General features: G+C 71.1%; 21 protein-coding genes. 6 read left to right on the top strand and 15 right to left on the bottom strand.

The window, feature by feature from the left end:
• Positions 1–175: 175 nt before the first annotated feature.
• The 7 genes from truB to rimP all read right to left on the bottom strand — a co-directional run bounded on the left by truB (position 176) and on the right by rimP (position 7260).
• Entirely contained in the window at positions 176–1081 is a 906-nt protein-coding gene (gene truB / locus PV963_RS33440) for a tRNA pseudouridine(55) synthase TruB (RefSeq protein WP_274820167.1), read from the bottom strand.
• Positions 1078–1530 carry a 30S ribosome-binding factor RbfA gene (rbfA, locus tag PV963_RS33435; protein WP_274820165.1) on the bottom strand — a complete coding sequence of 151 codons (453 nt, stop codon included), beginning with the start codon at positions 1528–1530 and terminating at the stop codon, positions 1078–1080. The genes truB and rbfA overlap by 4 nt, the downstream gene beginning before the upstream one ends.
• Positions 1531–1574: 44 nt before the next feature.
• On the bottom strand, positions 1575–1868 hold the full coding sequence (locus tag PV963_RS33430; RefSeq protein WP_274820163.1) for a DUF503 domain-containing protein: 294 nt from the start codon (positions 1866–1868) through the stop codon (positions 1575–1577).
• Between the two features lie 225 nt (positions 1869–2093).
• Positions 2094–5213 carry a translation initiation factor IF-2 gene (infB, locus tag PV963_RS33425; RefSeq protein ID WP_274820162.1) on the bottom strand — a complete coding sequence of 1040 codons (3120 nt, stop codon included), beginning with the start codon at positions 5211–5213 and terminating at the stop codon, positions 2094–2096.
• Positions 5214–5359: 146 nt separating this feature from the next.
• Positions 5360–5656 (bottom strand): YlxR family protein, encoded by a 297-nt coding sequence (locus PV963_RS33420; protein ID WP_274820160.1) that lies wholly within the window; start codon positions 5654–5656, stop codon positions 5360–5362.
• Positions 5657–5758: 102 nt separating this feature from the next.
• Positions 5759–6757, bottom strand: a complete 999-nt coding sequence (gene nusA, locus PV963_RS33415) for a transcription termination factor NusA (protein ID WP_274820158.1) — start codon at positions 6755–6757, stop codon at positions 5759–5761.
• Positions 6758–6759: 2 nt separating this feature from the next.
• Complete coding sequence (gene rimP, locus PV963_RS33410) at positions 6760–7260, bottom strand: ribosome maturation factor RimP (protein ID WP_274820156.1); 501 nt, start codon at positions 7258–7260, stop codon at positions 6760–6762.
• A 205-nt stretch (positions 7261–7465) separates the two neighbouring features.
• Between rimP and PV963_RS33405 the strand changes: the two genes are divergently transcribed.
• Genes PV963_RS33405 through PV963_RS33395 form a run of 3 tightly spaced genes read left to right on the top strand, consistent with a single transcriptional unit; the run spans position 7466 to position 9405 of the window.
• Entirely contained in the window at positions 7466–7996 is a 531-nt protein-coding gene (locus tag PV963_RS33405) for a hypothetical protein (protein ID WP_274820154.1), read from the top strand.
• Complete coding sequence (locus tag PV963_RS33400; RefSeq protein ID WP_274820152.1) at positions 7993–8457, top strand: ferritin-like domain-containing protein; 465 nt, start codon at positions 7993–7995, stop codon at positions 8455–8457. Before PV963_RS33405 ends, PV963_RS33400 begins: the two co-directional genes overlap by 4 nt.
• A gap of 48 nt (positions 8458–8505) precedes the next feature.
• On the top strand, positions 8506–9405 hold the full coding sequence (locus tag PV963_RS33395) for an aminoglycoside phosphotransferase family protein (protein WP_274820150.1): 900 nt from the start codon (positions 8506–8508) through the stop codon (positions 9403–9405).
• 45 nt (positions 9406–9450) lie between these two features.
• Here the strand turns inward: PV963_RS33395 and PV963_RS33390 are convergent, their stop codons facing one another.
• The 7 genes from PV963_RS33390 to PV963_RS33360 all read right to left on the bottom strand — a co-directional run bounded on the left by PV963_RS33390 (position 9451) and on the right by PV963_RS33360 (position 18745).
• Entirely contained in the window at positions 9451–11151 is a 1701-nt protein-coding gene (locus tag PV963_RS33390) for a proline--tRNA ligase (protein WP_274820148.1), read from the bottom strand.
• 72 nt (positions 11152–11223) lie between these two features.
• Entirely contained in the window at positions 11224–11754 is a 531-nt protein-coding gene (locus PV963_RS33385; protein WP_274820147.1) for a GNAT family N-acetyltransferase, read from the bottom strand.
• A 30-nt stretch (positions 11755–11784) separates the two neighbouring features.
• The gene (locus tag PV963_RS33380; protein WP_274820145.1) at positions 11785–12633 is read right to left on the bottom strand and encodes a GNAT family N-acetyltransferase; all 849 of its coding nucleotides are present in this window, start codon (positions 12631–12633) and stop codon (positions 11785–11787) included.
• A gap of 190 nt (positions 12634–12823) precedes the next feature.
• Positions 12824–13981: a flavodoxin-dependent (E)-4-hydroxy-3-methylbut-2-enyl-diphosphate synthase gene (gene ispG, locus PV963_RS33375; protein ID WP_030853172.1), complete on the bottom strand. Its 1158-nt coding sequence runs from the start codon at positions 13979–13981 to the stop codon at positions 12824–12826.
• Positions 13982–14149: 168 nt separating this feature from the next.
• Positions 14150–15442 (bottom strand): M50 family metallopeptidase, encoded by a 1293-nt coding sequence (locus tag PV963_RS33370; RefSeq protein ID WP_274822192.1) that lies wholly within the window; start codon positions 15440–15442, stop codon positions 14150–14152.
• Positions 15443–15450: 8 nt separating this feature from the next.
• Positions 15451–16707 (bottom strand): 1-deoxy-D-xylulose-5-phosphate reductoisomerase, encoded by a 1257-nt coding sequence (gene dxr, locus PV963_RS33365; RefSeq protein WP_274820143.1) that lies wholly within the window; start codon positions 16705–16707, stop codon positions 15451–15453.
• Between the two features lie 97 nt (positions 16708–16804).
• Positions 16805–18745 carry an acyl-CoA dehydrogenase family protein gene (locus tag PV963_RS33360; protein ID WP_274820141.1) on the bottom strand — a complete coding sequence of 647 codons (1941 nt, stop codon included), beginning with the start codon at positions 18743–18745 and terminating at the stop codon, positions 16805–16807.
• A 333-nt stretch (positions 18746–19078) separates the two neighbouring features.
• On the opposite strand from PV963_RS33360, the gene PV963_RS33355 reads away from it, so the two are divergent.
• The 3 genes from PV963_RS33355 (at position 19079) to PV963_RS33345 (ending at position 23531) form a co-directional block, all read left to right on the top strand.
• Positions 19079–20092: a LacI family DNA-binding transcriptional regulator gene (locus tag PV963_RS33355; RefSeq protein ID WP_274820139.1), complete on the top strand. Its 1014-nt coding sequence runs from the start codon at positions 19079–19081 to the stop codon at positions 20090–20092.
• Positions 20093–20192: 100 nt separating this feature from the next.
• Positions 20193–22235, top strand: a complete 2043-nt coding sequence (locus tag PV963_RS33350; protein ID WP_274820137.1) for a glycoside hydrolase family 31 protein — start codon at positions 20193–20195, stop codon at positions 22233–22235.
• A 108-nt stretch (positions 22236–22343) separates the two neighbouring features.
• Positions 22344–23531, top strand: coding sequence for a sulfotransferase family protein (locus PV963_RS33345; RefSeq protein WP_274820135.1), 1188 nt, complete (start codon positions 22344–22346; stop codon positions 23529–23531).
• A gap of 33 nt (positions 23532–23564) precedes the next feature.
• Here the strand turns inward: PV963_RS33345 and PV963_RS33340 are convergent, their stop codons facing one another.
• Positions 23565–24278, bottom strand: a complete 714-nt coding sequence (locus PV963_RS33340; RefSeq protein ID WP_274820134.1) for a glycoside hydrolase family 12 protein — start codon at positions 24276–24278, stop codon at positions 23565–23567.
• Positions 24279–24295: the final 17 nt, after the last annotated feature.

Here is a 24295-nt window from a genome sequence, read left to right as displayed (position 1 = left end):
CGAAAGCGCCCCCTTCCGCTCCCCCGGTTCACTCCGAGCGCCTGCACGGACGGGTGAACGAAGCGGGGCGGCTGGATACACCCTAGGGGTGGGGGAACCGAGGGGGACCGTGGAGCGGCGGCAGTGGGGGTACCCCGTGGTCGCCGCTCCACGGGCGGACGGTCCCGGCGTGCTGTCAGCCGAAGACGGCCAGGCTCTTGGCCTTGCCCCGCTGCTCCTCGACGAGGGCGAGGAAGCGGCCCTCCGGGTCGAAGACGGCGACGGGGCCGGAGCCCGCGTACTCCTCGGGCATGTCCAGCCGTACGCCGTTGGTGAGCAGCCGGGCGCGCCGGGCGTCGACGTCCCAGCGGCGGAACGCGGCGGCGGCGGCCTCGGCGACCGGCATCACGGTCAGCTCCTGCTGGAGCTGGTCGAGGGTGCGGGCCGCGTCCAGCTTGTAAGGGCCGACGCGGGTGCGCCGCAGGGCGGTGAGATGCCCGCCGACGCCCAGGTCGGCACCCAGGTCGCGGGCCAGGGCCCGGATGTACGTGCCGGAGGAGCAGACGACCGAGACGACCAGGTCGAGTACGGCCGTGCCGTCCTCGGCGACGGCCTCCCGGACGTCGTACACGCCGAAGGAAGAGACCGTGACGGGCCGGGCCGGGATGTCGAACTCCTCGCCCTCCCTGGCCCGCTTGTAGGACCGCACGCCCTTGATCTTGATGGCGCTGACCTTGGACGGCACCTGCATGATGTCGCCGGTCAGCTTGGCGATGCCGGCGTCGATGGCGTCACGGGTGACCCCGGAGGCGTCCGTCGAGGAGGTGGTCTCCCCCTCGGCGTCGTCGGTGAGGGTGTTCTGCCCGAGCCGGATCGTGCCCAGGTACTCCTTCTCGGTCAGTGCGAGATGGCCGAGGAGTTTCGTGGCCTTCTCGACGCCGAGGACGAGGACGCCCGTCGCCATCGGGTCCAGGGTGCCGGCGTGCCCGACGCGTCGCGTTCTGGCGATGCCGCGCATCTTGGCGACGACGTCGTGCGAAGTGAAGCCCGACGGCTTGTCGACGATGACGAGGCCGTCGGGCGCGGTGTGCTTCTGGGTCATTCGGCGGTGTCGTCCGTCTCGTCGTCCTCGTCCGGCTTGCGGTACGGGTCGGCGTCGCCGGCGTACTTCGCGCCCGCGGACGCCTCGCGCACCTTCTCGTCGGACTGGCGCGCCTTGTCGAGGAGGTCCTCGATGTTCCGGGCGGTGTCCGGGAGGGCGTCCATGACGAAGGTCAGGGTCGGCGTGAACTTCACGCCGGCGGCCCGGCCGACCTCGGAGCGCAGGATGCCCTTGGCGCTCTCCAGACCGGCTGCGGCCGCGTTCCGCTCCTCGTCGTCCCCGTACACGGTGTAGAAGACGGTCGCCTCCCGCAGATCACCCGTGACCCGCGTGTCCGTGATGGTGACGTGAGAGCCGAGCCGCGGGTCCTTGATCCCGCGTTGCAGCTTCTGGGCCACCACTTCCCGGATGAGGTCCGCCAGCCTCTTGGCCCGCGCGTTGTCGGCCACTGGTCCGTCTCCCGTTCTTTCCTGTCTGGGTCGTTCTCGGTTCGTCAGTCGTCTTCGCCGTGGAAGCGCCGCCTGACGGACAGCAGCTCCACCTCGGGGCGGGCGGCGACCAGCCGTTCGCACCGGTCGAGTACATCGCTCACGTGCGCCGCGTCGCCGGACACCAGCGCGAGGCCGATGACGGCCCTGCGGTGGAGATCCACGTGATCCACCTCGGCCGCGCTCACCGCGTACTTGCGCTGGAGCTCGGCGACGATGGGGCGGACGACGGAGCGCTTCTCCTTCAGCGACCGTACGTCGCCGAGAAGCAGGTCGAAGGACAGCGTCCCCACGTACATGTGTGTCCGGATGACCCGCCGGTACGGGATCGATGGCCCTGCGGTTGGGGCAGGGACATCAAGAACGGTACCGCGTGCCTGCCGGTGGCTCGACGGGGTTTTCCTTTGCCCGTCCTGCGTCCCTCGCACACCCCGGCGGGGCGCCGAGGCGGCTGCGCAGGAGCGGCAAACGGCCAGCCGGCCGACGCGGCGGTGCCGCGTCGGCCGGTCAGGGCGCCGTGGGTGTCACACCCGCGGCTTCTCGCGCATCTCGTACGTCGCGATGACGTCGTCGACCTTGATGTCGTTGAAGTTGCCGAGGTTGATACCGCCCTCGAACCCTTCGCGGATCTCGGTGACGTCGTCCTTGAAGCGACGCAGGCCCTCGATGTTGAGGTTCTCCGCGACCACCTTGCCGTCGCGGATGAGGCGGGCCTTGGTGTTCCGCTTGACCTCGCCGGAGCGGATGAGAACACCCGCGATGTTGCCCAGCTTGGACGACTTGAAGACCTCGCGGATCTCCGCCGTACCGAGCTCGACCTCCTCGAACTCCGGCTTGAGCATGCCCTTGAGGGCCGCCTCGATCTCCTCGATCGCCTGGTAGATGACCGAGTAGTAGCGGACGTCCACGCCCTCGCGCTCGGCCATCTGCTGCGCACGCCCGGCGGCGCGCACGTTGAAGCCGATCACGATGGCGTCCGAGCCCATCGCCAGGTCGATGTCGGACTCCGTGACCGCACCGACGCCGCGGTGCAGGACGCGGATGTCGACCTCTTCGCCGACGTCCAGCTGGAGCAGGGAGGACTCGAGTGCCTCGACGGAACCGGAAGCGTCACCCTTGATGATCAGGTTCAGCTGCTGGACCTCGCCGGCCTTCAGCACCTTGTCCAGGTCCTCCAGCGACACGCGGCGCGTGCGCTTGGCGAAGGCCGCGTTGCGCTCGCGAGCGGCACGCTTCTCCGCGATCTGACGGGCCGTACGGTCCTCGTCGACCACGAGGAAGTTGTCGCCCGCACCCGGGACGTTGGTCAGGCCCAGGACCTGAACCGGCGTCGACGGGCCCGCCTCGGTGACGAGGTTGCCGTTGTCGTCGTGCATCGCCCGGACCCGGCCGTACGCGTCGCCGACCACCATGGTGTCGCCGACCCGCAGCGTGCCGCGCTGGACGAGGACCGTCGACACGGCGCCCCGGCCGCGGTCGAGACGGGACTCGATCGCGATGCCCTGCGCGTCCTGGTTCGGGTTGGCCCGCAGGTCGAGCGAGGCGTCGGCCGTGAGGACCACGGCCTCCAGCAGGGAGTCGATGTGCAGCCCCTGCTTGGCGGAGATGTCGACGAACATCGTGTCGCCGCCGTACTCCTCGGCCACCAGACCGTACTCGGTGAGCTGACCGCGCACCTTGGTCGGGTCGGCACCCTCGACGTCGATCTTGTTGACCGCGACGACGATCGGGACCTCGGCCGCCTTGGCGTGGTTGAGCGCCTCGACCGTCTGCGGCATGACGCCGTCGTTGGCCGCGACGACCAGGATCGCGATGTCCGTCGACCGCGCACCACGGGCACGCATGGCGGTGAACGCCTCGTGACCCGGGGTGTCGATGAAGGTGATCTTGCGCTCTTCGTCGTTGACCTCGGTCGCGACCTGGTAGGCACCGATGTGCTGGGTGATGCCGCCGGCCTCGCCCGCGATGACGTTCGTCTTGCGGATGGCGTCGAGGAGCCGGGTCTTACCGTGGTCGACGTGACCCATGACGGTGACGACCGGCGGGCGGACCATCAGGTCCTCCTCGTCGCCCTCGTCCTCGCCGAACTCGATGTCGAAGGACTCCAGGAGCTCGCGGTCCTCCTCCTCCGGGCTGACGATCTGAACCGTGTAGTTCATCTCGTCGGCGAGGAGCTGGAGCGTCTCGTCGGAGACGGACTGCGTGGCCGTGACCATCTCGCCGAGGTTCATCATGACCGCGACGAGCGACGCCGGGTTGGCGTTGATCTTCTCCGCGAAGTCGGTGAGCGACGCACCGCGCGACAGGCGAACGGTCTCGCCGTTGCCGCGAGGCAGCATCACACCGCCGACCGACGGGGCCTGCATGGCCTCGTACTCCTGGCGCCTCTGCCGCTTCGACTTGCGGCCACGACGCGCGGGACCACCGGGACGACCGAAGGCGCCCTGCGTGCCACCACGACCGCCGGGACCACCGGGACGACCACCGAAGCCGGGACGACCGCCGCCGCCACCGGGACCACCCGGACGGCCGGCGAAACCGCCGCCACCGCCACCGGGACCACCGGGACGACCGGCGAAACCGCCGCCACCGCCACCGGGACGACCGGCGAAGCCGCCGCCACCCGGACGACCGCCGCCGCCACCACCGGGACGACCGCCGCCACCGGGACCGCGGCCACCGGGGCCACCGCCACCGGGACGCGGACCGGCAGCCGGACGCTGCGGCATCATGCCGGGGTTCGGACGCGGACCGCCGGGACCGCCGCCGGGACGCGGACCGCCACCCTGCGGACGGGGCATACCGCCCGGCGTGGGACGCGCGCCGCCCGGAGCCTGCGGACGAGGACCGCCCGCCCCACCCTGGGCACGGGGACCGCCCTGGCCCTGGCCCTGCGGACGCGGGGCGCCGCCGGGGGCACCGGGGCCGCCCGGGCGCGGGGCACCGCCCGGACGGGGCGCCTGCGGGCGCGCCATGCCGGTGGAGCCACCAGAGGTGAACGGGTTGTTGCCCGGACGGGGACCCGCCGGACGGGCACCGGGACGCGGGGCGCCGCCACCCGGACGCGAGGCGCCGGGACGGTCGCCACGGTCACCACGGCCCTGGCCACCCTGACCGGAACCACCCGGGCGCGGAGCACCCGGACGCGGCGCCTGGCCGGCCGGACGAGGAGCGCCCGGACGCGGGCCGGAGCCCTGGCCCTGGCCCTGCGAGGAGGCCGGCGCGGCGGGAGCCGACGGGGGTGCCGTGAACTCGGGCGTGGTCGGAGCCGGGGACGCCGGGGCGGGCCGCGGCGCGGGCTTCGGGCCCGGGGTGGGACGGGGGCCGGGAGTGGCCGGTGCGGCCGGAGCCGCGGGCTTCTCGGCGGCTGCCGGCTTGGGGGCCGGCGGGCGCGGGGCGGCCGGACGGGCAGCCTGCGCCGGGGAGGGGGCTGCCGGCTTCGCCGGGGCAGCCTTGCGGGCGGGGGCGGGCTTGCCGCCTCCGTTGCCCTGCTGGAGGGCGTCCGTCAGCTTGCGTACAACGGGCGCTTCGATGGTCGAAGACGCCGAACGGACGAATTCACCGAGCTCCTGGAGCTTGGCCATGACGACCTTGCTCTCTACACCGAACTCCTTGGCGAGTTCGTAGACCCGGACCTTAGCCACTTCGCTCCTTTGAGGTCCGGGTGAAGCCGGACCGTCGCTAGTTCATGGGCGTACTCATCGCGTACTCATCGAGTGCTCATCGCAATCTCGACCTGCTTTCGACTCGCGAGGTACCTACACCGCACGGGGTTCCGTGCGGCACGTTCTTACCGTGTTGCCTGATCGGCAACTGTTGTCTGCTCGACGTATCGGCGCAACGCCTTTGTGTCGAGCGCTCCCGGGGCGCGCAGTGCCCTCGTGAACGCCCGGCGGCGAACCGCCTGGTCAAGACAGACCGGTGTGGGATGCACATACGCACCCCGGCCGGGCAGCGTACCGCGTGGATCAGGGACACATGCGCCCTCGATCGCCACGATCCGCAACAGCTCGGCCTTGGCCACTCGCTCCCGACACCCCACACAGGTGCGTTCAGGGCATGCCCGGGTGCGCGTCCGGCCAGACACCGTTAAGTCTACCTCCCCGTAGGCGCCTCACCCCTTTGGGGCAGGATTCGAACAGTTGCCGCGCCCGAACCTGTCGTGATCCGAACGACCCGCGGCTTGGATCTATTCCCCGGTCCGGTCCGCGGCCGGTTCGGTGTCCGGCCGGATGTCGATCCGCCAGCCGGTCAGCCGGGCCGCGAGGCGGGCGTTCTGCCCTTCCTTGCCGATGGCCAGGGACAGCTGGTAGTCGGGCACGGTCACGCGGGCCGACCGGGTCGCCATGTCCACGATCTCCACCTTGGAGACGCGGGCCGGGGACAGCGCGTTCGCCACCATCTCGGCCGGGTCGTCCGACCAGTCGACGATGTCGATCTTCTCACCGTTCAGCTCGCCCATCACGTTGCGCACACGGCCGCCCATGGGGCCGATACAGGCGCCCTTGGGGTTCAGGCCGGACCGGGTGGACCGTACGGCGATCTTCGTGCGGTGACCGGCCTCACGGGCGATCGCGGCGATCTCCACGGATCCGTCGGCGATCTCCGGCACCTCCAGGGCGAAGAGCTTCTTCACCAGGTTGGGGTGCGTACGGGACAGCGTCACGGACGGGCCGCGGACGCCCTTGGCCACCCGGACGACGTAACTGCGCAGCCGCATGCCGTGCGGGTACGTCTCACCCGGCACCTGCTCCTGCACCGGCAGGATGGCCTCGAGCTTGCCGATGTCGACGAGCACGTTCTTCGGGTCGCGGCCCTGCTGGACCACGCCGGTGACGATGTCGCCCTCACGGCCGGCGTACTCGCCGAGCGTCGCGTCGTCCTCAGCGTCGCGCAGGCGCTGCAGGATGACCTGCTTGGCCGTGGTGGCGGCGATGCGGCCGAAGCCGGTGGGGGTGTCGTCGAACTCGCGGGGCTCCTGGCCCTCCTCGAGGTCGTCAGGGTCCTCCTTCGCCCACACGGTCACATGGCCGGTCTGCTTGTTGAGCTCCACGCGCGCGTGGCGGCGGCTTCCCTCGGTGCGGTGGTAGGCGATGAGGAGGGCCGATTCGATCGCCTCGACCAGCAGGTCGAAGGAGATCTCCTTCTCCCGAACCAAGCCCCGCAGGGCACTCATGTCGATGTCCACGGCTACGCCTCCTCTTCCTTCTTGTTGTCCTTGCGGCTGAACTCGACCTGGACGCGCGCCCGGACGATGTCGTCGAAGGCGAGTCTGCGCGCGGTGGCCTTGCGGCCCTTGACCCCGGGCACCTCGGTGTCGACGCCCTCGTCGTCGACCTTGAGGATCCTGGCGACCAGCTCGCCGCCCTCGGCCAGCTGGAACTTCACCAGCCGGTCCGTGGCGCGGACGTAGTGCCGGTGTTCCGTGAGGAGGCGCTCCGCGCCCGGGGTGCCGACCTCGAGGGTGTACTCCCCGTTACCCATCGCGTCCGTCTCGTCGAGCTTCGCCGAGAGCTCGCGGCTCACATCGGCGATCTGGTCCAGGTCGGCGCCCGTGTCCGAGTCGACGACGACGCGCAGCACACGCTTGCGTCCGACGGAGTCCACTTCGATCTCTTCGAGATCCAGGCCCTGGGATGTGACGAGCGGTTCCAGCAGTTCTCGCAGCCTCTCGCTCTGGGTGGTGCTCATCCGGGTGACTCCTCGGCCGCGTGTGCTGTTGTGGGATGGGTCGCGTGTCTGGTCAAAGGGTATCCGGTCGCGGGGTGTGTTGCCGTCCACCCGGTGACGAACGGTGCCGCTGAGTGGTCCGGGGCGGGGGCCCGGGTACCGTGATCAAGGGCGTTCAGCCCTTTGAGTCGCTTCTTTCTCGTACGAGCCCCCGAGGACGTCTGACGTGCCGTTCCCCTCATCGCCGCGCGCCCGCTCGGGGCCGCGCAGAAGGACTCTGTTCGCCGTCGGTCCGGCGGCCCTCGTCCTGGCGGGCTGCACCGCCGGCGGCGAGGACCGAGGCGACCCGGAGGACGGCCCGTCGGCGGCGGAGCGGCGGGCACGCGCTCGTGCGGCGCGGGACAGCGAGGGGCTGGTGGAGCGGTACGACGCCGTGATCGCCGCCCACCCGGGCCTCGCCGAGCGGCTGCGGCCGCTGCGGGAGGCGGCCGTAGGGCATGCGCAGGCCTTCGGAGCGAGCCCGGGCCGGAAGGCGTCTGCCTCTTCTTCCTCTTCCGCTGCCGCCTCCCCCTCGGCCGCCGCCGTACCGGGCGGCGACAAGGACGCACTCGCCGCCCTCGCCGCCGCGGAGCGGGAGCTCGCCGACCGGCGGGCCAAGGCGCTGCTCGACGCGCCGGGTGAGCTGGCGCGGCTGCTGGCCTCGGTGGCGGCGGCCGGGGCGGCGCACGTGTATCTGCTGACGGAGGGTGGCGCGTGAGCGAGGCGAAGGACCGGGAGCTGCGGGCCCTCCAGGCGGCGCTCGCGGCCGAGCACGCGGCGGTGTACGGCTACGGCGTGGTGGGCGGGCGGATCGGCGACGGGCAGCGCGCCGAGGCACGGACGGCGTACGACGCGCACCGGGCGCGCCGGGACGCGCTGGTGCGCGAGGTGAAGGACCTGGGGGGCAGGCCCGTGGCGGCGGCCGCCGGGTACGCCCTGCCGTTCCCGGTGCCGGACGCGGCGGCGGCCGTGCGGCTCGCCGCCGAGCTGGAGGACCGGGTGGCCGCGGTGTACTCGGACCTGGTGCGCGCGGCGGGCGGCGGCCGGCGGGCCCTGGCCGCCGAGGCGCTGCGGGAGGCGGCGGTGCGGGCGGTGCGCTGGCGCGGCGAGAGCGTAGCCTTCCCTGGGCTCGCCGAGCGGGCCGGCACGGCCCCGCCCCTGGCGGCGCCGACGGCGTGACCCGGGCAGGGCACGCACCGCGGACAGCACGAAGGGAACGACTCGCGCATGGTTTTCGAACCGCCGAAGCGTCTGGTCAGGGCGCTCGGTGAGACGGCACCGGACGGTGACGACTGGCTGGAGAAGCTGCCAGAGGCGGCGCAGCAGGCCGTCGCGCTACGCGAGTTGACCGTGGAGCGGGTGCAGGTGCCCGGCGGGCGCAGCAGCCTGGTCGTGCTGGTGCGGACGGCCGACGGAACACCCGCCGTGCTGAAGCTGGCGCCGGGCCGGGCTCGCCCGGAGGCGGAGCGGGCCGCGCTCGCGCACTGGGGCGGGCGGGGGGCCGTACAGCTGCTCGAACCCTTCACGTCCAAGGGCGTACTGCTGCTGGAGCGGCTGCATCCGGACGTGTCGGTGCGGTCGCTGCCGGAGGCGAAGGCACTGCTGGAGGCGGCGGGGACGCTGCGGCGGCTGTGGGTGGAGCCGCCTGCCGACTTTCCCTTCGAGACCGTGACCGAGCGGACCGGGCGGCAGGCCGAGGCGATGCGGGCCCGGGCGCAGGTCGATCCCGAGGTGGCCCCGTTGGTCGGCCTGGCGCTCGCGGCACGTGAGGAACTGCTGGTCGCGCCGCCCGAACACCGGCTGCTGCACGGCACGTTCCGGCAGAGCAAGGTGCTCTCCGGTGATCGGACGCCGTGGCTTGCCGTGGGCCCCGACCCGGTGGTCGGCGAGTGCGCGTTCGACCTGGCCCGGCTGGTCCGCGACCGGGTGGAGGATCTGATCGCCCAGCCGTCCGGTGCGGCCACGACCCGGCGCCGGGTGAAGCGGCTCGCCGAGTCCCTGGACGTGGACCAGGAGCGGCTGCGCGGCTGGACGCTGTTCCGGGCCGTGGAGTCGGGCGTGCGGGCCGGGCGCGTGGGGCGGCCCCGGGACGCGGAGCTGCTGCTGGAGTTCGCGGGCTGGCTGTGAGCGCCCCGGTCACCCGGGGCGCTCACGCCGGCACCGTCACAGGTCCTACGCCGTGAGCCGGGCGACGGCCTCCTCGACCGTCAGCTCCTCGCGCTCACCGGTGCGGCGGTCCTTCAGTTCCACCACGCCGTCGGCGGCGCGCCGCCCGGCCACCAGGATCTGCGGTACGCCGATCAGCTCGGAGTCGGTGAACTTGACGCCCGGGGAGACGCCGGGTCGGTCGTCGACCAGGACGCGGACACCGGCGGCGGCCAGCTTCCCGGAGATGTCGAGGGCCAGTTCGGTCTGGAGGGCCTTGCCGGCGGCGACCACGTGGACGTCGGCCGGGGCGACCTCCTTGGGCCAGCACAGGCCCTTGTCGTCCGCGGTCTGCTCGGCCAGGGCCGCGACCGCGCGGGAGACGCCGACGCCGTAGGAGCCCATGGTGACGCGGACCGGCTTGCCGTTCTGGCCGAGGACGTCGAGCTTGAGCGCGTCGGTGTACTTGCGGCCCAGCTGGAAGATGTGGCCGATCTCGATGGCCCGGTCGAGCACGAGGCCCGTGCCGCACTTCGGGCAGGGGTCGCCCTGCTGCACGACCACGACGTCGACGTACTGGTCGACCTCGAAGTCGCGGCCCGCGACGACGTTCTTCGTGTGCGTGCCGGCCTTGTTGGCGCCGGTGATCCAGGAGGTGCCAGGGGCCACGCGCGGATCGGCGATGTACGTGACCTTGTCCAGGCCCTGCGGTCCGACGTAACCGCGGACCAGGTCGGGGCGGGCCGCGAAGTCCGTCTCGGTGACCAGCTCGACGACGGCCGGCGCGAAGTGCGCCTCGACCTTGTCCATGTCGACCTCGCGGTCGCCGGGGACGCCGACGGCGACGATCTCGCCGTCGACCTTGACGAGGAGGTTCTTCAGCGTGGCCGAGGCCGGGACGCCGAGGGAGGCGGCGAGGGTCTCGATGGTCGGGGTGTCGGGGGTCGGGATGTCCTCGGCGGCCGGGACGTCCGAGGCGTCCACCGGCTTCAACTCGTACGTGGTCGCCTCGGTGTTGGCGGCGAAGTCGCAGTTCGGGCAGTCGGCGAAGGTGTCCTCGCCGGCCTCGGCCGGGGCGAGGAACTCCTCGGACTTGGAGCCGCCCATCGCGCCGGCGGTGGCGGCGCAGATGCGGTAGTCGAGGCCGAGGCGCGCGAAGATCCTCTGGTAGGCCTCGCGGTGCAGGGCGTAGGACCGGGCGAGGCCCTCGTCCTCGGTGTCGAAGGAGTAGGAGTCCTTCATCAGGAACTCGCGGCCGCGCAGGATGCCCGCGCGGGGCCGGGCCTCGTCGCGGTACTTGTTCTGGATCTGGTAGAGGATCACCGGCAGGTCCTTGTAGGAGGACGCCTGGTCCTTCACGAGGAGAGTGAAGATCTCCTCGTGGGTGGGGCCGAGCAGGTAGTCGCCGCCCTTGCGGTCCTTGAGGCGGAACAGCTCGGGGCCGTACTCGTCCCAGCGGCCGGTCGCGTCGTACGGCTCACGCGGCAGCAGGGCGGGGAGCAGCACCTCCTGGGCGCCGATCGCGTCCATCTCCTCGCGGACGATGCGCTCCACATTGCGCAGGACCCTCATGCCAAGGGGCAGCCAGCTCCAGATTCCGGCGGCGGTGCGGCGCACGTACCCGGCGCGGACGAGGAGCTTGTGGCTGAGGACCTCGGCGTCCGCCGGGTCGTCGCGCAACGTCTTCGCCATCAACTGGGACATGCGCTGGACCGGTACGTTCGCCATGGCTTCTCTGCTCCTGCTGCGTGTAGGTGATGGCAGGAGGTTATCCGGGGGGTACCGGCCGGTGGAAATCGGTTAGCGGCGCAGGAGCGGGAGCGGGGCGCCCATCACCGCGTACGGCTTCGGGGCGCTCGGGAAGAGGACCTGGCGGGCGAGGTCCCGGTAGCCCAGCGAGCGGTAGAGCGCGCGGGCGGGGCTCTCGGTGTCGATCGCGGAGAGGATCGAGCGGGGTTCGGCGGCGCTGTCGGTGATCGTGGTGATCAGGGAGCGTCCGATGCCGCGGTTCTGGTAGGCGGGGTGGACGTGCAGTTCGGTGATCACGAAGGCGTCGTCGAGCCAGTGGTCCTGGTGGTTCGCTCTGAGGTACGGCTCCACGACCGTGGACCACCAGTGGGTGCGGTCGTTGGGCATGCCATAGACGAAACCCACCAGGCGTTCGGCGGTGCTGGCTCCCAGGGCCCTGGCGCCCGGGTAGGTCATGTGGCGCAGGACGATCTGGCGGCGGACTGCGACTTCGTCGGGGCCTAGTCCAAATGCCACGGCTTGGACTTCCAGGGCCTCGTCGACATGGGCGGAGAGCTCGAGGGGGCCGATCACCAGGTCCATGGCGGGGAGCCTACAGGGGGGTTTCCGTTGTCAGAACAGCACGCTCATGAAGGCGCCGACCTCTTGGAAGCCCACCCTCTGGTACGTCCTGCGGGCCGCCGTGTTGAAGTCGTTCACGTAGAGGCTGACGACCGGGGCGACGTCGGCCAGGGCGTAGCGCAGGACCGCTGCCATGCCGGGGGCCGCCAGGCCGGTCCCCCGGTATTCGGGGGCGACCCACACGCCCTGGATCTGGCAGGCGCGGTCGGTGGCGGCGCCGATCTCGGCCTTGAAGACGACCTTGCCGTCGGCGTCGAAGCGGGCGAAGGCGCGGCCGGAGCCGACGAGTTCGGCGACGCGGGCCTGGTAGAGCAGGCCGCCGTCGCCGGCCAGCGGGGAGACGCCGACCTCCTCGGTGAACATCGCCACACACGCCGGCATGACCTTGTCCATCTCGTCCTTGCGGACGCGACGGACGTAGGGATCCGGGGCGATGCCTTCCGGCAGGCGGTCGGTGACCATGAGCGGCTGGTGGCGGCGGACGTCGCGGGCCGGGCCCCACTGGGGTTCGAGCAGCCGCCACAGGTCGGCGGTGGAACCGGCCGGGCCGACGATGGAGGAGCAGCGGCGGCCGGCCCGGCGGGCGCGGTCGGCGAAGGCGCGGACGGCGCGCGGGGTGGCGCAGATCGGGACGAGGTTGGCGCCCGCGTAGCACAGGGACGTCAGCATGCCGTCCTCGTACCAGCCCCACATCTCTCCGCCGAGCCGCCACGGGTCCAGGCCGGCGATCTGCACCCGGGACGTCACGAAGGCGTTCGTGACCGGCTCGCGGTCGAGTACGGCCAGCGCGGCGTCCAGGTCGCTCGGTTCGAGGACCCGGGAGGTGGTCTGCGTCAACACGTGCGGGGCCTCACACACTCGGGTCTGCTGGTCTCCGCACTATAGCTGCGCTGCTTGGGCGGGGCGCCTGGGAGCTCGGGGCTTGTGGTTGCCTGGCGACTGCGGGTCTGCTGTGGCTGGTCGCGCCCACGCGGCGGAGCCGACAACAGCCCCGCGCCCCCAAGATGCGCACCGACGCGCCTCTGGAACCTCAGCCCGCTACCGCCACCGACGGTTCGCCCGAGGTGACGCCGTCCTTCTCCATCTGCTCGGCCAGCTTCATGGCCTCTTCGATGAGGGTCTCGACGATCTTGGACTCGGGGACGGTCTTGATGACCTCGCCCTTGACGAAGATCTGGCCCTTGCCGTTGCCGGAGGCGACGCCGAGGTCAGCTTCGCGGGCCTCGCCGGGACCGTTGACGACGCAGCCCATGACGGCGACGCGCAGGGGGACCTCCATGCCGGTCAGGCCGGCCGTGACCTCTTCGGCCAGCTTGTAGACGTCGACCTGGGCGCGGCCGCAGGAGGGGCAGGAGACGATCTCCAGGCCGCGCTCCTTGAGGTTCAGCGACTCCAGGATCTGGATGCCGACCTTCACTTCCTCGGCCGGGGGCGCGCTCAGCGAGACGCGGATCGTGTCGCCGATGCCCTGGCTGAGCAGCGCGCCGAAGGCGACCGCCGACTTGATGGTGCCCTGGAAGGCCGGGCCCGCCTCCGTCACGCCGAGGTGCAGCGGGTAGTCGCACTGCGCGGCGAGCTGCTTGTAGGCCTCGATCATCACGACCGGGTCGTTGTGCTTGACGGAGATCTTGATGTCCCGGAAGTCGTGCTCCTCGAAGAGGGACGCCTCCCACAGGGCGGACTCGACCAGGGCCTCGGGGGTCGCCTTGCCGTACTTCTGGAGGAGGCGCCTGTCGAGGGAGCCCGCGTTGACGCCGATGCGGATCGGGGTGCCGTGGTCCCGGGCCGCCTTGGCGATCTCCTTGACCTTGTCGTCGAACTGCTTGATGTTGCCGGGGTTGACGCGGACCGCCGCGCAGCCCGCCTCGATCGCGGCGAAGACGTACTTCGGCTGGAAGTGGATGTCTGCGATGACCGGGATCTGCGACTTGCGGGCGATGGTCGCGAGGGCGTCGGCGTCGTCCTGGGTCGGGCAGGCGACACGGACGATCTGGCAGCCGGAGGCGGTGAGTTCGGCGATCTGCTGCAGGGTCGCGCCGATGTCGGACGTACGCGTCGTCGTCATCGACTGGACCGAGACGGGGGCGTCTCCGCCGACGGCCACGGATCCGACCTGGATCTGCCGGCTCTTCCGGCGCTCGGCGAGCTTGGTCGGAACGGACGGCATGCCGAGAGAAATCGCAGTCATCTGCTGTGCAACCCCAAGTCGTGGATCAAGGTCCGGTCCCGTGAGCAGCGGGCTCCGAGCTTCGAGATTACGGCACATGCACTGGCGCGGGCACATCCCACCCGCGTCGCCACCCGATGAGAGGCGGCCCGGCACGAAGTATGCCGAGCCGCCACGAACGCCGTATGACTAGGAGATTCTCACCGGGTTAACCACATCGGCGATCAGCACCAGGATCGTGAAGCAGATGAAGATCCCGGCGACCACGTAGGCGACGGGCATGAGCTTCGCCACGTCGAAGGGGCCGGGGTCCGGCCGGCGCAGGACCTTGGCCGTGTTGCGGCGCAGCGACTCCCACAGGGCGCCCGCGATGTGGCCGCCGTCGAGCGGCAGCAGCGGGAGCATGTTGAACAGGAACAGGGAGAGGTTGAAGCCGGCGACCAGCATGAGGGCCATGGCCAGCTGCTGGGTGGGCGGAATGTCGAGGGTGAAGATCTCGCCGCCGACGCGGGCCGCGCCGACCACGCCCATCGGGGAGTCGGCCTCGCGCGGGGCGCCGTCGAAGGCCGCGTTCCACAGGGCCGGGATCTTGCTGGGGAGGGCGGCGAGGGAGTCGACGGCCTCGCCGATCCGGTCGCCCATCCAGGTCACGGACTCGCCGAAGTCCTGTTTGACCACGCCGGTGGCGGCGCTGAAGCCGAGGAATCCGGCCTGGACGTACTGGCCCTCGACGATCTGGCCGGCGGAGTCCTTCTTGGCGACCTGGTTGGTGGCGATCTTCGCGTGCAGGGTGACGTCCTGGCCCTTGCGGTCGACGACGATCGGCACTTCCTTGCCGGGGTTGGCGCGGATCAGGTCGGACAGCCTGTTCCAGTCGTCGGTCTTGACGCCGTTGAAGGAGACGATCTTGTCGCCCGCCTTGAGGCCCGCGGCGGCGGCCGGGGCGGCCGGGTCGCCCTTCTCGCACTTGTCGCGGTTCTCGCTCTGCGCGATCACGCACTGGGAGACCGAGCTGACCGTGGTGGTCTGCTGGGTGATGCCGAAGCCCATCAGGATGGTGAGGAACAGCGCCACGGCCAGGACCAGGTTCATGAAGGGGCCCGCGAACATCACGATCACGCGCTTCCAGGGCGCGCGCGTGTAGAACATGCGCTTCTCGTCGCCCGGCCCGAGCTCCTCGTACGCGGCCGAGCGGGCGTCCTCGATCATGCCGCGCCACGGGGAGGTGGAGCGGACTTCCAGCCGGCCGTCGGGGCCGGGCGGGAACATGCCGATCATGCGGATGTAGCCGCCGAACGGGATGGCCTTGAGCCCGTACTCCGTCTCGCCCTTCCTGCGCGAGAAGATCGTCGGGCCGAAACCGACCATGTACTGCGGCACGCGGATGCCGAACAGCTTGGCGGTGGACAGGTGCCCCAGCTCGTGCCACGCGATCGAGAACAGCAGGCCGACCACGAAGAGGCCTATGCCGAGGATGAACATCAGGGTCGTCATGCACGGGCCTCCGCCGTCTGTGCCGCCAGTTCCCGGGCCCGGGTCCGCGCCCAGGTCTCCGCTTCGAGGACGTCCGACACGGTGAGTGAGGTTCCCGTACGCGGGGTGCCGTGCTCCTCGACGACCCGGGTGACGGTCTCCATGATCCCGTTGAAGGGCAGCGCGCCCTGGCGGAACGCCTCCACGCACTCCTCGTTGGCCGCATTGAACACCGCCGGGGCGGTGCCCGCGAGCTCGCCGACGTGCCGGGCGAGGTTCACCGACGGGAAGGCCTCGTTGTCGAGCGGGAAGAACTCCCAGGTCGAGGCCTTGCTCCAGTCGAAGGTGGGCGCGGCGTCGGGGACCCGCTCGGGCCAGCCGATGCCGATGGCGATGGGCCCGCGCATGTCGGGCGGGGTCGCCTGGGCCAGTGTCGATCCATCCGTGAACTCAACCATCGAGTGGACATACGACTGGGGATGCACGACGACCTCAATGCGGTCGAAGGGAATGTCGTAGAGGAGGTGCGCCTCGATGACCTCCAGGCCCTTGTTGACGAGGGTCGCGGAGTTGATCGTGATGACCGGGCCCATGGCCCAGGTGGGGTGTGCGAGGGCGTCCTCGACGGTGACGTTGGCCAGCTCCGCCTTCGTACGGCCGCGGAAGGGGCCGCCGGAGGCGGTGACGACCAGCTTGCGGACGTCCGCTCTGGTGCCGGCGGCCAGGGCCTGGAAGAGGGCGGCGTGCTCGGAGTCGACCGGGATGATCTGCCCGGGCTTGGCGAGGGCTTTGACCAGCGGGCCGCCCACGATGAGCGACTCCTTGTTGGCGAGCGCGAGGGTGCGGCCCGCCTCCAGGGCGGCCAGGGTCGGGGCGAGGCCGATGGAGCCGGTGATGCCGTTCAGGACGGTGTGGCAGTCGGACGCCGCCAGCCGCGTGGCCGCGTCCGGACCGGCGAGGATCTCGGGGAGCGGCTCGCCCGTGCCGTACTGCGCGGTGAGCGCCTCGCGCAGGGCCGGTACGACGTTCTCGCGGGCGACCGCGACCGTGCGCGCCCGCAGCCGGTACGCCTGCTCGGCGAGGAGGGCGACCCGGCCGCCGTTGGCGGACAGGCCGGTGACCCGGAACCGGCCGGGGTTGCGCAGCACGAGGTCGATGGCCTGCGTGCCGATGGACCCGGTGGAACCGAGGATCACCACGTCCTTCGGGCCGTCGCCCGCTACGGGGTCGTAGACCAGATGGGGATCGGCGAGGGGGGCTGGACTGTCGCTCATTCCTCCATTGTTGCCGTAAGCGTCGTGTGTGAGGACAGCGCGTCCCCCCTCCTGGGGGCGCGTGCCGCACTGGCTCACGCGCCCCAGGGGTGGCCGGTCAGCGGATCGGACGGTGGACGTTCTCCTTCCGGCTCGGTCCCGGTGTCGCGTCCGCGATCCACGGTCCCTCGCCCGACGGATCGACGATGCCGCGCTCCAGCCACTCGTACGTGCCCGACAGGACGCCCTTGACGACCTTGCGGTCGAGGTCGTCGGTGTTGGTCCACAGGCGGTTGAAGAGCTCCTCGATCCGGATCCGGGACTGGCGGCAGAAGACGTCGGCGAGCTGGTAGGCCTCGCGGCCGTGGTCGCCCTGGCCGCGCAGCATCTCGGCCCGGACGCAGGCCGCGCTCATGGCGAACAGCTCGGCGCCGATGTCGACGATCCGGCCGAGGAAGCCCTGCTTGGACTCCATCCGGCCCTGCCAGCGGGACATGGCGTAGAAGGTGGAGCGGGCGAGCTTGCGGGCGGTGCGCTCGACGTAGCGCAGGTGCCCGGAGAGGTCCACTTCGCGCTTGAACTCGCCGTAGGAGGTGGGGACCTGGCCCGGGCCCGCGACCAGCTTCGGGAGCCACTTGGCGTAGAAGACGCCCGCGTTCGCGCCCGCCTTCGCCTTGTCGCCGAGGGACTTCTCGGGGTCGATGAGGTCGCCGGCGACCGAGAGGTGGGCGTCGACGGCCTCACGGGCGATGAGGAGATGCATGATCTCCGTCGAGCCCTCGAAGATGCGGTTGATGCGCAGGTCGCGCAGCACCTGCTCGGCGGGGACGCCGCGCTCGCCGCGGGCCCGCAGGGACTCGGCCGTCTCGAAGCCGCGTCCGCCGCGGATCTGGACGAGTTCGTCGGCCATCAGCCAGGCCATCTCGGAGGCGTACAGCTTGGCGAGGGCGCCTTCGATGCGGATGTCGTTGCGGTCCTCGTCGGCCATCTGCGAGGCCAGGTCCGTCACGGCCTCCAGGGCGAAGGTGGTGGCCGCGATGAAGGAGATCTTGGAGCCGACCGCCTCGTGGTGCGCGACGGGCTTGCCCCACTGCTCGCGGGCCGCCGACCACTCCCGGGCGATCTTCAGGCACCACTTGCCGGCCGCGACGCAGGAGGCGGGCAGGGAGAGCCGTCCGGTGTTGAGCGTGGTCAGGGCGATCTTCAGGCCCTGGCCCTCCGCGCCGACGCGGTTGGCGGCGGGGACGCGGACCTGGTGGAAGCGGGTGACGCCGTTCTCGATGCCGCGCAGGCCCATGAAGGCGTTGCGGTTCTCGACGGTGACGCCGGGCGAGTTGGTCTCCACGACGAAGGCCGTGATGCCGCCCTTGTGGCCCTCGCTCTTCGGCACCCGGGCCATGACGACCAGCAGGTCGGCGACGACGCCGTTGGTCGTCCACAGCTTCACGCCGTCGAGAACGTAGTCGTCCCCGTCGGGCACGGCGGTGGCGGCGAGGCGGGCCGGGTCGGAGCCGACGTCGGGCTCGGTGAGCAGGAAGGCGCTGATGTCCGTGCGCGCGCAGCGCGGCAGGAAGCGCTCCTTCTGCTCCTGCGTGCCGAACAGTTTCAGCGGCTGCGGCACGCCGATCGACTGGTGCGCGGAGAGCAGCACGCCGATCGCGGGGCTGGCGGAGCCGGCCAGCGAGAGCGCCTTGTTGTAGTACACCTGCGTGAGGCCCAGCCCGCCGTACTTGGTGTCGATCTTCATGCCGAAGGCGCCGAGCTCCTTCAGCCCGTCGATCACCTCGTCGGGGATGCGGGCCTCGCGCTCGATGAGGGCGGCGTCGACCTTCGTCTCGACGAAGTCGCGGAGCTTGGCGAGGAACTCCTCGCCGCGCTGGGCCGCCTCGTCGGCCGGGAGGGGGTGGGGATGGATGAGGTCGAGCCGGAAGCGGCCGAGGAACAGCTCCTTGGCGAAGCTGGGCTTGCGCCAGTGCTGCTCCCGGGCGGCCTCCGCCACCTCACGGGCCTCCCGCTCGGTGACGGCGGGACGGGATGAGGGAGTGGTGGAAGCGGACATGAGGGTCACCTCGCCGCATATAGGGATGTTAAGGACCGTACGTTACCGATCAGTGCTACTGGATCGTTGGTACCCGAAACCGGACGCTCCCACCAGTCCTCGCGCGTCCGTTCAGCCGAAGGGGCGGAGCGCTCCCGGACTTGTCGGGGGGCTGACGACGGTGTTGCATCGGGGTGCCGGCCAGGAGTCGGGCTCCCGCTTGAGAAATAGGTATCGAAGCGCTTCGACAACCTATGGACACGTACTCCCGCTGGAGCTACTGTCGAACCACCCTCACCCACCCATATCAGCAACGCGCATTGTCGAAGCGCTTCACAAAGCTTGGAGAGCTGGATGGTCACCCTCGCCGAGGTCGCCCAGCACGCCGGAGTCTCGGCGAGCACGGTGAGCTATGTCCTCAGCGGCAAGCGGTCCATCTCCGCGAACACCCGGCAGCGGGTCGAGCGGAGCATCCGCGAGCTCGGGTACCACCCGAACGCCGGGGCCCGTGCCCTGGCCAGCAGCAAATCGAACATCATCGCGCTGATGGTCCCGCTGCGCACGGACATGTACGTGCCCGTGATGATGGAGATCGCCATCGCCGTGGCGACCGCCGCGCGGACGCACGGGTACGACGTGCTGCTGCTCACCGGTGAGGAGGGCCCGGACGCGGTGCGCCGTGTCGCCGGGAGCGGGCTCGCCGACGGGATGATCCTGATGGACGTCGAACTCGACGACGAGCGGCTGCCGTTGCTGCGCGCGACGGACCAGCCGTCCGTGCTGATCGGGCTGCCCGCCGACACCGCCGGACTGACCTGCGTCGATCTGGACTTCCGGGCGACGGGTGCGCTGTGCGTGGAGCACCTGGCGAAGCAGGGGCACCAGGACATCGCTGTCATCGGCGAGGCCCGGGCCGTCTACGAGCGGCACACCGGTTTCGCCGAGCGCACCCTCGACGGGCTCCGGTCCCGGTCCCGGGAGCTGGGCGTGCGGCTGCTGCACCGGCCGTGCGACGGCGGGTACGACGCGATGGCCGTGACGCTCGCCAGGATCCTCGACGAACGCCCGGGGACCACGGGGATCATCGTGCAGAACGAGTCGGCGGTCGAGCCGCTGCTCGCGCTGCTGCGGCAGCAGGGCCGGGCCGTGCCGGAGGACATGTCGGTGGTCGCGATCTGCCCCGACCAGGTCGCCACGCAGGCCTCGGTGCGGCTCACGTCGGTCGCCATCCCCGCGCAGGAGATGGGCCGGCACGCCGTGGAACACCTGGTCGCCAAGTTCGAGGGGCGCGGCAGCGACGACGTCGTGCTGATCGCGCCCGAGCTGACGGTCCGGGGCAGCACGGGGCCGGCGCCCGCCCGGCCGTAGGCACACCGCTTCTCCCGCTCACCGACCACCGCCCTCCTCCCAGGGCACCTCCATGTCCGCACACCTCTGTCTGCACTCCCTCAGGAGCACAGGAGCCCGCGTGAATCAGCCTGCTGAAACCCAGCCCCAGGTGAGTCTGGCGCAGTCCTCCCCCACCGTCGGCACGTTCCGTGAGCGGGGCGGCGCGCTGGAGTGGAGCGGCCGTCAGGAGACCGTACGGATCGAGCCGTGGGGCCCGGACGCGGTCCGGGTGCGGGCCCGGCTCGGCGGCCCGGTGCTCGAAGGGCTCCCGGGCGCGCTCCTCGACGAGGCCCCCGCGACACCCTCCACGGTGAAGATCGAGGACGGGCGCGGGCAGCTGACCGTCGGCGGGCTCACCGTCGAGGTGAACGCCGAGGGCCTGGTCCGCTTCCTGCGCACCGAGGACGGCGGCGAGATCCTCGCCGAGGACCGCGCCCACTTCTGGTGGCCCGGCTCCCGCCTCTACACGGCCGTCGGCAACGGCCACCACCGCCTGGAGCAGCGCTTCGCCGCGTACGACGACGAGAAGCTGTACGGCCTCGGCCAGCACCAGCACGGGCGCCTCGACCAGAAGGGCCTGGTTCTCGATCTGGTCCAGCGCAACGCCGAGGTCGGCATCCCGGTGCTGACCTCCAGCCGCGGCTACACGCTGCTGTGGAACAACCCGGCGATCGGCCGCGTGGAGCTCGCGCACAACGGCACACGGTGGGTCGCCGACTCGGCGCGGCAGATCGACTACTGGATCACGGCGGGCGACCCGGCCGCCGCCCAGCGCCGCTACAGCGCGGTGACCGGCCGGACGCCGATGCTGCCTCAGTGGGCGGCGGGCTTCTGGCAGTGCAAGCTGCGCTACCGCACCCAGGACGAACTCATGGCGGTGGCGCGGGAGTACAAGCGGCGCGGTCTGCCCATCTCGGCGATCGTCTGCGACTTCTTCCACTGGACCCACCTCGGCGAGTGGAAGTTCGACCCGAAGGAGTGGCCGGACCCGGCGGCGATGGTGCGTGAGCTGGACGAGCTCGGCATCAAGCTGGTGGTGAGCGTCTGGCCCTCGGTGTCGCCGCTGAGCGAGAACCACCCGGTCATGGAGCAGCGCGGCTACTTCATCGGCACCCAGTACGGCCCGATGGCGCACGCCGACTGGCCCGACAAGGAGGTCGCCTCCACGGTCCAGGTGGCCTTCTACGACGCCACCAACCCCGACGCCCGGGAGTTCGTGTGGTCGAAGGTGAAGGAGAACTACCTCGACCCGTACGGCATCACGGCGTTCTGGCTGGACGCCTGCGAGCCGGAACTGAAGCCGGGCTTCCAGGAGAACCTGCGCTACTGGACGGGCCCGGGCCTGGAGGTCGGCAACATCTACCCGGCCGAGAACGCCCGTACCTTCTACGAGGGTCTCGTCGCCACCGGCGAGGAAGAGGTCGTCACCCTCAACCGCTCGGCCTGGGCGGGCAGTCAGCGCTACGGCGCCGCCCTGTGGTCCGGCGACATCGGCACCGACTTCCCGACCCTGCGCCGCCAGATCGCGGCCGGCCTCAACACCGCGCTGTCGGGCATCCCGTGGTGGAACACCGACATCGGCGGCTTCCACGGCGGCGACCCTGACGACCCGGCGTACCGGGAGGTGATGGTCCGCTGGTTCCAGTTCGGCGCGCTGTCCCCGCTGATGCGCCTGCACGGCTTCCGCGACCCGGGCATGCCGCTGGGCCCGGAGATGACCGGCGGCCCGAACGAGGTGTGGTCCTACGGCGAGGAGGCCGGGGCCGTCCTGGAGAAGTACCTGCGGCTGCGCGAGCGCCTGAAGCCGTACGTGCTGCGGGTCATGCGGGAGGCGCACGAGGAGGGCCTGCCGGTGATGCGGCCGCTGTTCCTGGAGTTCCCGGACGACCAGGCCGCCTGGTCGGTCGACGACTCCTATCTCTTCGGCCCGGACCTGCTGGTCGCCCCGGTGCTCACCGCCGGCGCCACCGCCCGTACGGCGTACCTGCCGGCGGGGGCCGCCTGGACGGACGCGTGGACGGGTGAGACGTACGAGGGCGGCCGGTCGGTGACGGTCGACGCCCCGCTGGACCGCATCCCGCTGTTCCTGCGGGACGGGGCGCGGCTGCCCGTAGCGGAGTAGCCGCGTCGGAAGGGGTGGCCGGATCGATGGAGGTCTTCCGGCCACCCCTTTCGCTGTTCGGCCAACTTCCGTCCACCACAAGCGGGGTCGAGAGGATAGGTTCCCTGCGTGTCCACGTCACCGCTCGCCCTCACACTGGCGAATCTGCTGCTGCGGCCGGCCTTCGGCTCCCGTCGGGACCCGGACCGGATCTTCGACCGCATCGTGGTGGAGGCCGGTGAGGCGCCGGGAGACCGGGAGTTCGTCGACGGCTTCCGGTCGCTGCTGGGGTGGTGGGCGAAGGCGGAGAACCTCACCCCGGTCGGCTGGCAGTCCGCGCAGGTCCACGTGCGCCGGCAGCTCGCCAACCGGGCCCGCGTCCTGCGGCTGATCGCCGAGCGTCCGGAGATCGAGCGGGAGCCGATCGAGAAGCCGGTGTTCGTCGTGGGGCTGCCGCGCACCGCCACCACGGTCACGCACTCCGTGCTGTCGATCTCGGACGGGCACCGGTGCCCGCTGCTGTGGGAACTGCTCGGACCCGACCTGGAGTTGCCGCCCCGGCAGCGGCGCAAGGCGATCACGGCCGGGCGCCGGCTGGTGCAGGGCACGAACCTCTTCGCGCCGCGTTTCCGCGACATCCACGCGATGGCCGCCGAGGGCCCCGAGGAGTGCACGTTCGCGCTCCCGCACGCCCTGATGCCGTTGTCCCAGGCCCGTATCCCCGAGTACCGGGCCTGGCACTGCGAGCGGGACTTCGTCGCCGACTACCGGTACCTCAAGCAGGTCTACCAGGTGCTCCAGTACGGCCGTCCGCGGCGGCGCTGGGTGCTGAAGTCCCCCATGCACCTGGAGAACCTGGACGCGCTGCACACGGTCTTCCCCGACGCCACCATCGTGTGGTGCCACCGCGACCCGGTCACCGTCGTGGCGTCGTTCTGCTCGCTGATCGAGCACGGCATGGCCGTCAGCACCCGCCCGCTGGACCTGGCCGGCATCGGCGCCACCTGGCTCGGCCTGCTGAGCCGCGCCATGACGCGCGGTCTCGCTGCCCGGGCCGCCATCCCGCCGGAGCAGCTGGTGGACGCCCCGTACTCCTGGCTCGGCTCCGACCCCGCCACCGGCGCCCCGAAGCTCTACGCGGCCGTCGGCGCCCCCTGGACCGAGGCCGACGCGGCCCGTCTCCCCGCGGCCGTCGCCCGCCCCAAGGGCACCCGCAAGCACACCTACGACCTGTCCCGCTACGGCCTGACCCGCGCCGAGGTCGAGTCGGCGTTCGCGGACTACAACGCGCTGCGGGCCGAGGTCGACCGCGCCTGAAGCTCGGCGCGGCCGGCCCCGGCCCGGGAGGCGTCAGCTGCTGCTGACGGTCAGGTTGTTCGTGGTGAAGTTGAGTCCTCCGGACGACGAGGTGACCTCGTAGCCGAATTGGACGTCACCGATGGTCTCGTTGCCCATCCAGCGCTTGGTGTCCTTGATCCACTTCAGGATCGGCAGGATGTTGACGGTGCCGGAGTTGGAGTCGGACGTCCGCAGGAACGAGAAGACCTCGTTGCTGCCGTTGCTGCCCTTGTAGACGTTCCAGGTGTGGCCGCCGAGGCTGACGGAGCCCTGGGAGGTGCCGATCGGGCCGACGGCTCCGTTGTAGTTCACCCAGAGCATGATCTCGTAGTCGTAGTCCGTGTCCCAGACGTCGTACGACGAGTTGTACGCGCCGGACGACGGGACGGAGACGTTGTAGTTGCTGGAGAGGGAGCGCAGCGAGTCGATCGACTTGTTGATCACCTTCTTGGAGTTCGGGTACGACTTGATGCCACCGGTGTTGGGGTGGTTGGCCCAGACGCCCCAGTTGGTGCCGGAGTTGGCCCAGATGCACTGGCTGCCGGCGCCGGAGCCCCAGATGTTGTTGTAGAGCGTGTAGCCGTTCAGGCTGGTGTTGCCCCACTGGTCGCAGGAGTTCCAGACGGCCGCGGAGGCGGGGGCGGAGGCGAGCCCTATGGTGGCGCCGAGTGCCAGGGCGGGGGCGAGCAGGGCCTTGGTGACCCTGCTCAAGGTGCGTGATGCCATGGTGTCCCTTCCATGGG

It is taken from the genome of Streptomyces coeruleorubidus (assembly GCF_028885415.1).
GTDB classification, from domain to species: Bacteria; Actinomycetota; Actinomycetes; order Streptomycetales; family Streptomycetaceae; genus Streptomyces; species Streptomyces coeruleorubidus_A.
The sequence above is the reverse complement of the archived record's forward strand: the minus strand, read 5'-3'. Positions and strand labels throughout refer to the sequence as shown.

What these genes read in the sequence shown, in the direction of transcription:
- truB (WP_274820167.1), bottom strand. Translation starts at nt 1,081, where the DNA reads ATGACCCAGAAGCACACCGCGCCCGACGGCCTCGTCATCGTCGACAAG.
- PV963_RS33430 (WP_274820163.1), bottom strand. Translation starts at nt 1,868, where the DNA reads ATGTACGTGGGGACGCTGTCCTTCGACCTGCTTCTCGGCGACGTACGG.
- rimP (WP_274820156.1), bottom strand. Translation starts at nt 7,260, where the DNA reads ATGAGCACCACCCAGAGCGAGAGGCTGCGAGAACTGCTGGAACCGCTC.
- PV963_RS33395 (WP_274820150.1), top strand. Translation starts at nt 8,506, where the DNA reads ATGGTTTTCGAACCGCCGAAGCGTCTGGTCAGGGCGCTCGGTGAGACG.
- PV963_RS33390 (WP_274820148.1), bottom strand. Translation starts at nt 11,151, where the DNA reads ATGGCGAACGTACCGGTCCAGCGCATGTCCCAGTTGATGGCGAAGACG.
- PV963_RS33385 (WP_274820147.1), bottom strand. Translation starts at nt 11,754, where the DNA reads ATGGACCTGGTGATCGGCCCCCTCGAGCTCTCCGCCCATGTCGACGAG.
- ispG (WP_030853172.1), bottom strand. Translation starts at nt 13,981, where the DNA reads ATGACTGCGATTTCTCTCGGCATGCCGTCCGTTCCGACCAAGCTCGCC.
- PV963_RS33370 (WP_274822192.1), bottom strand. Translation starts at nt 15,442, where the DNA reads ATGTTCATCCTCGGCATAGGCCTCTTCGTGGTCGGCCTGCTGTTCTCG.
- dxr (WP_274820143.1), bottom strand. Translation starts at nt 16,707, where the DNA reads ATGAGCGACAGTCCAGCCCCCCTCGCCGATCCCCATCTGGTCTACGAC.
- PV963_RS33360 (WP_274820141.1), bottom strand. Translation starts at nt 18,745, where the DNA reads ATGTCCGCTTCCACCACTCCCTCATCCCGTCCCGCCGTCACCGAGCGG.
- PV963_RS33355 (WP_274820139.1), top strand. Translation starts at nt 19,079, where the DNA reads ATGGTCACCCTCGCCGAGGTCGCCCAGCACGCCGGAGTCTCGGCGAGC.
- PV963_RS33340 (WP_274820134.1), bottom strand. Translation starts at nt 24,278, where the DNA reads ATGGCATCACGCACCTTGAGCAGGGTCACCAAGGCCCTGCTCGCCCCC.